The organism is Streptomyces sp. NPDC055078 (genome assembly GCF_053607985.1).
Map to the genome: position 1 here is coordinate 1 of NZ_JBSGUP010000569.1, position 5,435 is coordinate 5,435.

Here is a 5,435-nt window from a genome sequence, read left to right on the forward strand (position 1 = left end):
CGCCCGGAGGGTCGGCCGCCCGGCCCCCGGGCGGCCGCGCATCGGGCCACCGGCCGCCCCCCCCCGGGGGCCGCCGGCGGAGGCGGCGGCACGGAGCCGGTCGCGTCATCGCCCCGGCGCGGTCACCACCGTGTTCCACGCCCACGGTTCCCCGGCGGCCTGCGGCTGGTTCATCACGGTGCCGCGGTCTCGATGACGAACTCCCCTGGGGGCGGGTGCGGTTCGGCCATGATCGCCCCGGCCGAGAGCCTGGCCCGCAGCCGGACGACCGTACCGGGAGCCGCGCCCCCGAGGAGTTCCCGGCGGACCGCCAGTTCCTCGCGGCGGCCGACACGCCGCGACAGCAGATCCGCGAAGCCCCGCACCGGGTCGGCATCGAGGATGTCGGCCGCTGCCCGGTCCCACTCCGCGAGCCGGGGGTGCGGGGCCCTGCTGACCAGTCGGATCCGCAAGGTGGTCAGGTTCTCGATCGCCTGGACCATGGACTACCGGGACACCGGCCGGCCGTTGCCGTGCGCCGCCGTGGTCTGGGCCGCGTCGGACCGCGTCCCCGGGTGGACGAGGGGTGTGAGGACCCTGGAGGCGATGTTCGCGAGGTCCTGCTCCATCGCCGCCAGCCGGGCCTGTATCTCCAGGATCTCCCCGGTGAGTTCGGGAGCCGCGTCCGCCCGGGCCTCGGTGGCCGTCGTCATTCCGCGCTCGGCCGTCGGGCTCGGGGCGAACGACACGTTGGCCGTCATCACCTCACCGGGTGCCGAGATGCCGGTGATGGACACCCCGGTCTCGGCTCCGGCGTAGGAGTGGGACGGCGGGTCGCTGCTGCCGGTGAAGGCGGTGTTGCCGGTGCTCCCCGGGTAGGGGTCGCCCTTGTCGCCGCGGTTGCCGCCACGCTCCAGATCACGGTGGCCGTCGGCCTGTACGAGCCCCACCTTGTAGTGGTTCTCGTCGCTGTTGTCCGGCTGGTTGTCGTCCACGTGCCAGAGGAGCGCCCCCGAAGCGGGCAGGGACCTGTCGTAGCCGGACTGCTGCCGGTTCTCCAGGAGGAAGTACTCGCCGCCAGGACTGCCGTCCTTCCACAGCCGGTGCACTTCAAAGCTGTTCTTCACATCGGGCAGGGTCAGGGTGCCGTCGGCCGTGACGCGGTTGGTGGAGACCCACTGCTGCTGGGCCTTGCACCAGGCGGACGGATGGACGGGGACATGGCCGCCGCCGCCCCATGAACCCCCGCCCATGAGGCACCAGTTGCCCGCTCCCTCGGAGCTTCCGTCGATGTCGTAGAGGTCGGGGAAGCCGAACAGGAGGTGGCCGAGTTCATGTGCGCAGACGCCGATCCTGGCGTCCTCCGGGATGGTGAGATATCCGTAGATCTTGGAGGCGTCCGCACGGTACGGCGTGGGCAGGGTCCACTTGTGGGACCACAGGTCGCGGGGGTCGCCGGTGACCTCGCCGCCCTTGCCCGCGTGCACGATGACGAAGGCGTCGACAAAGCCGTTGCCGTCGTTGTCGTACGGGGTGTAGTTGATCGACGGGTCGGCCTGGATGGCGGTGTCCCTGGCCATGATGTTGGCCCGGGCGGCGCCGGACGGACGGCCGATGCCGAAGTTGTCGTTGGCGTACCAGGCGATCGTCTGCGGCAGCCGCACAGGGCCGACGACCTCGCCCGCGATGGTGACCAGACCGTGGGTGACCTCCTTGAAGTAGTCCCGCACACTGCCGTATTCCAGCGTGTTCTCCGAGAAGAAGAGGTCCCTGAAGTGCTGGGCGGTGGCGGCCATCTCCTTGTCGGGGAAGTCCACCAGGACGACGATCACCCGGACGGTCCCGCGCAGCGGGGCCCGCTCGGCCGCCGCCGCGCGGATGGTGACCGCGGGTGTTCCGGCGGGGAACTCCTCGGGAGGAATGATCGTGCCGTCGTCGAAGCCGGGCCAGCGCGGTGTGCGGGCGAGAGCGATATGGGTGGCGAGTTCGGCGTTGGACTCCCGTACGCGTTCGAGTTCGCTCCGTAGCCGGTCCCGCAGTTCGGGGCTCGGCGACACCGCACAGAAATCCGACCAGACGGCGCGAGCCTCGGCGCCGGCCGCTGAGTGAGGGGACATGACGCTTCCTTTCCCTGTGTGACCGCGATGCTCCGTGTGACCGCGAACCACGTTGTGACCGTGAACCACGCTGAGTCATCCGCGGGATCCATGCCGAGCCGTCCGCGAGACGCCCGCCCATGACCGGAGGTACGGCGTCCGGTATCTCCGGGGTGTGTCGTCGAAGTCCCGGCAGCCAGGTCCGCCCAGCCCGGCCGCTCAGTCAGGCCCGCTCAGTCAGGCCCGCATATCCGGGCGGTGCTCCGCGAAGGTGCCCCGCGAAGGCGCCCCGCAGGGGCCGGGCGTCTGACGGCCTTCCGGCGAGGCCCGATGCGTACACGCGGTGGATACGCGCCGTGGCGGGGGTGAGTCAAGGGCCCACCGGCGTACGAGGTGAGGCCGGGCACACCGGGCGCCCACGGGCGGGAGATGTATCTGTCATCCAGGATGAGGGCCCGGCGAACAACGCGCCACCCGGCCCTGGGGCACCGGGTAGCGCGGTCCGGCCCGGGCCGCGCGGGCCGGGGCACGGAGTGGGCGGGGGAGCGGTGGTGGGAAGCGGCCGTGGCGGGAAGGGGCCGTGGCGGGTAGGGCCCGTGGCCGCACCACCGGCCAGTTGGTCAGGGTCCGGGCGTGTCCGGGGGATCGAGTGTGCCCGGGGCCCCGGCCCCCGCGAGGTGTGAACGCCGGTAGGAGTATCCGAAGTAGACCAGCATGCCGACGGCGAACCAGATCGCGAACCGTACCCAGGTGTGCCACTGCAGATAGGTGATCAGCCAGATCGAGCCCGCCACACCCAGCGCGGGTACGAAGGGCATCCACGGGCAGCGGAACTCTCGCGGCAGATCCGGCCTCCGGTAGCGCAGGACGATCACCGACACACAGACGACGGCGAACGCCAGGAGGATGCCGATGTTCGTCAGCTCAGCCGCCTCGCCGATCTTCACGAAACCGGCGATGGCGGCGGAACCGGCACCGACGATCCATGTCACACGCGTCGGCACATGCCGGGTCGGATGGGTCTTCGCGAACCACCGGGGCAGCAGCCCGTCGCGGCTCATCGAGAACCACACCCGGGTCACACCCAGCATGAACGTGAACATCACGGTGAGAATGCCGATGATCGCCCCGACCGCGACGACATCGGCGATTCCGCTCAGCCCCACCGACTTGAAGGCCGCGGAGAAGCCGGACTCCGGGTCGATGTCCGTGTAGTGCTGCATACCGGTCAGCACCAGGGTGGCCAGCACATAGAGCACCATGGAGATGCCCAGCGAGTACAGAATCGCCTTCGGCATATGGCGCTGGGCGTCCTTGGACTCCTCCGCCGCCGTACTCATCGCGTCGTAGCCGAAGACCGCGAAGAACACCGTGGCCGCGCCCGTGAACGCGCCGTTGATCCCGTACGGGAAGAACGGGCTGTAGTTGGCCGTATCGATATGGAACAGTCCGACGCCGATGACGAGGAGCACCACCAGCACCTTGAGGGCGACCACCACCACCTCGAAGCGTGCCGCGCTCTTGATGCCGAGGTTCAGCAGATAGGCCACGAAGAGACACAGCAGCACCGCGAACAGGTCGACATGGCGGCCGTCGCCCGTGCCGGGGGCGCCGAGCATCCACGCCGGCAGCTCCGCGCCCGCCTCCTCGACGAGGAAGTTGAAATACCCGGAGATGCCGATGGCGACGACGGCGACGATCGCGGTGTACTCCAGCAGCAGGTCCCAGCCGATGAACCAGCCGGCGAGTTCCCCCAGCACGGCGTATCCGTAGGTGTACGCCGAGCCTGCCTTCGGGATCAGACCGGCGAACTCGGCGTACGAGAACGCCGCGGCGGCACTCGCGACACCGGCGATCAGGAAGGACACCAGTACGGCAGGTCCCGCCGTGCCGTTCGCGACCGCGCCCGCCAGGGTGAAGATGCCGGCACCGATGATGCCGCCGACGCCGATCGCGGTCAGCTGCCAGAGCCCGAGCGAGCGGACGAGCTGTTCGGTACGTGCTCCTTCGGGCTCCTCGATGTGCTCGATCGGCTTGCGCCGCAGAACGCCGTGTCCCATCCGGAGGGCGGCCATTTGAAGTCCATTCCGTCCAGCACACCATGCCGGAAGGGGCGGTGGCCGTGACACCGACACCCCACGGGTGCCGGGCCGCCGTCACCCGGCCGGCACAACGGCACCCTCACGCCGCCCGCGGATGAGGCGTGGCGGGCTTCCCCCGGGCCGGTGGCCGCCGGGGTGAGAACACCGTTTGACCACGACTGCGTACGGTGTACCCTTGGTCGAGGAATTGCGTACAGCGTACGAACGAGTGGTGAGCGGCGGGCAGCCGCGGCGGAGGGGCATGATGAGGATTCTGGTGACCGGTGCGACCGGAAACGTCGGCCGTCTCGTGGTCGGACAACTCGTCGACAGGGGCGTCGAGGTGCGCGCCCTGACGAGAAGGCCGGACACGGCGGCCCTGCCCGGCGGGGCCGAGGTCGTCGCCGGGGATCTGGAGCGACCCGAGAGTCTGCGGGGCGCGCTGGAGGGCGTCGAGCGGATGTATCTGTTCCCTGTGGCCGACACCGCCCGCGAGGTCGTCGCGCTGGCGAAGGAGGCCGGGGTGCGGCGGATCGTGGTCCTGTCGTCAGCGGCGGCGGCGGACGGCTCCGACACGACCTTCCATCTGCCGGTGGAGCGGGCCGCCGAGGAGTCGGGGCTGGAGTGGACCCATGTGCGCCCGGGGGAGTTCATGGCGAACAAAGTCGCCCTGTGGGCGCCGTCCGTGCGTGCCGAACGGGTGGTACGGGAGCCGTACCCCGACGCGGCGTGGGCACCCGTACACGAGCGCGACATCGCCGATGTGGCCGTCGCCGCGCTCCTGGAAGACGGACACACCGGCGCGGCGTACACCGTCCACGGGCCCTCGGCGATCAGCCAGCGCGAGCAGGTCGCGGCCATCGCGGCGGCCCTCGGGGAGGAGGTCCGCATCGTGGAGATCAGCCGGGAGCAGGCGCGGGAGATCTATATCGCCCAGGGTGGGTTCGCCGCGGACGCGGCGGACTTCCTGCTGGGGTTCACCGACTACGACGGCAATGCGGCGGACCCGGACGCGGCGGGAGAGTTCGATATCGCGGCCTTCGGCGACCTGCCCGGCCTGCGGGAGGCGCTGGGCAAACCGGGTCGTACCTTCGCCGAGTGGGCGCGCGACCACGTCGCCGACTTCCGCTGATCCGCCGGTCCACTGATCCGCCGGTCGCCGGTCGCCGGTCCTGTCGAGCCGATGCTTCGGCGGGACCGGCGATCTGTTGCGTCGGCGACTCCCGTGGCCTCGGCCGTCACCACGGCGATCCGTGTGACTCGGCCGAAGGTGTGAGGG

4 protein-coding genes are annotated in these 5,435 nt (G+C 70.5%); 1 reads left to right on the forward strand and 3 read right to left on the reverse strand.

All coding sequences use genetic code 11. The annotated features are described in order from the left end of the window. Positions 1-173: 173 nt before the first annotated feature. From ACWF94_RS32190 to ACWF94_RS32200, 3 genes are all read right to left on the reverse strand, one after another. Complete coding sequence (locus ACWF94_RS32190) at positions 174-482, reverse strand: hypothetical protein (protein ID WP_453496570.1); 309 nt, start codon at positions 480-482, stop codon at positions 174-176. Positions 483-485: 3 nt separating this feature from the next. Further along, the gene (locus ACWF94_RS32195) at positions 486-2,096 is read right to left on the reverse strand and encodes a M6 family metalloprotease domain-containing protein (protein ID WP_453496573.1); all 1,611 of its coding nucleotides are present in this window, start codon (positions 2,094-2,096) and stop codon (positions 486-488) included. 599 nt (positions 2,097-2,695) lie between these two features. Then, positions 2,696-4,150 carry an amino acid permease gene (locus tag ACWF94_RS32200; protein ID WP_453496576.1) on the reverse strand — a complete coding sequence of 485 codons (1,455 nt, stop codon included), beginning with the start codon at positions 4,148-4,150 and terminating at the stop codon, positions 2,696-2,698. A gap of 271 nt (positions 4,151-4,421) precedes the next feature. On the opposite strand from ACWF94_RS32200, the gene ACWF94_RS32205 reads away from it, so the two are divergent. Beyond that, the gene (locus ACWF94_RS32205; RefSeq protein WP_453496579.1) at positions 4,422-5,288 is read left to right on the forward strand and encodes an NAD(P)H-binding protein; all 867 of its coding nucleotides are present in this window, start codon (positions 4,422-4,424) and stop codon (positions 5,286-5,288) included. The last annotated feature ends 147 nt before the right edge of the window (positions 5,289-5,435 follow it).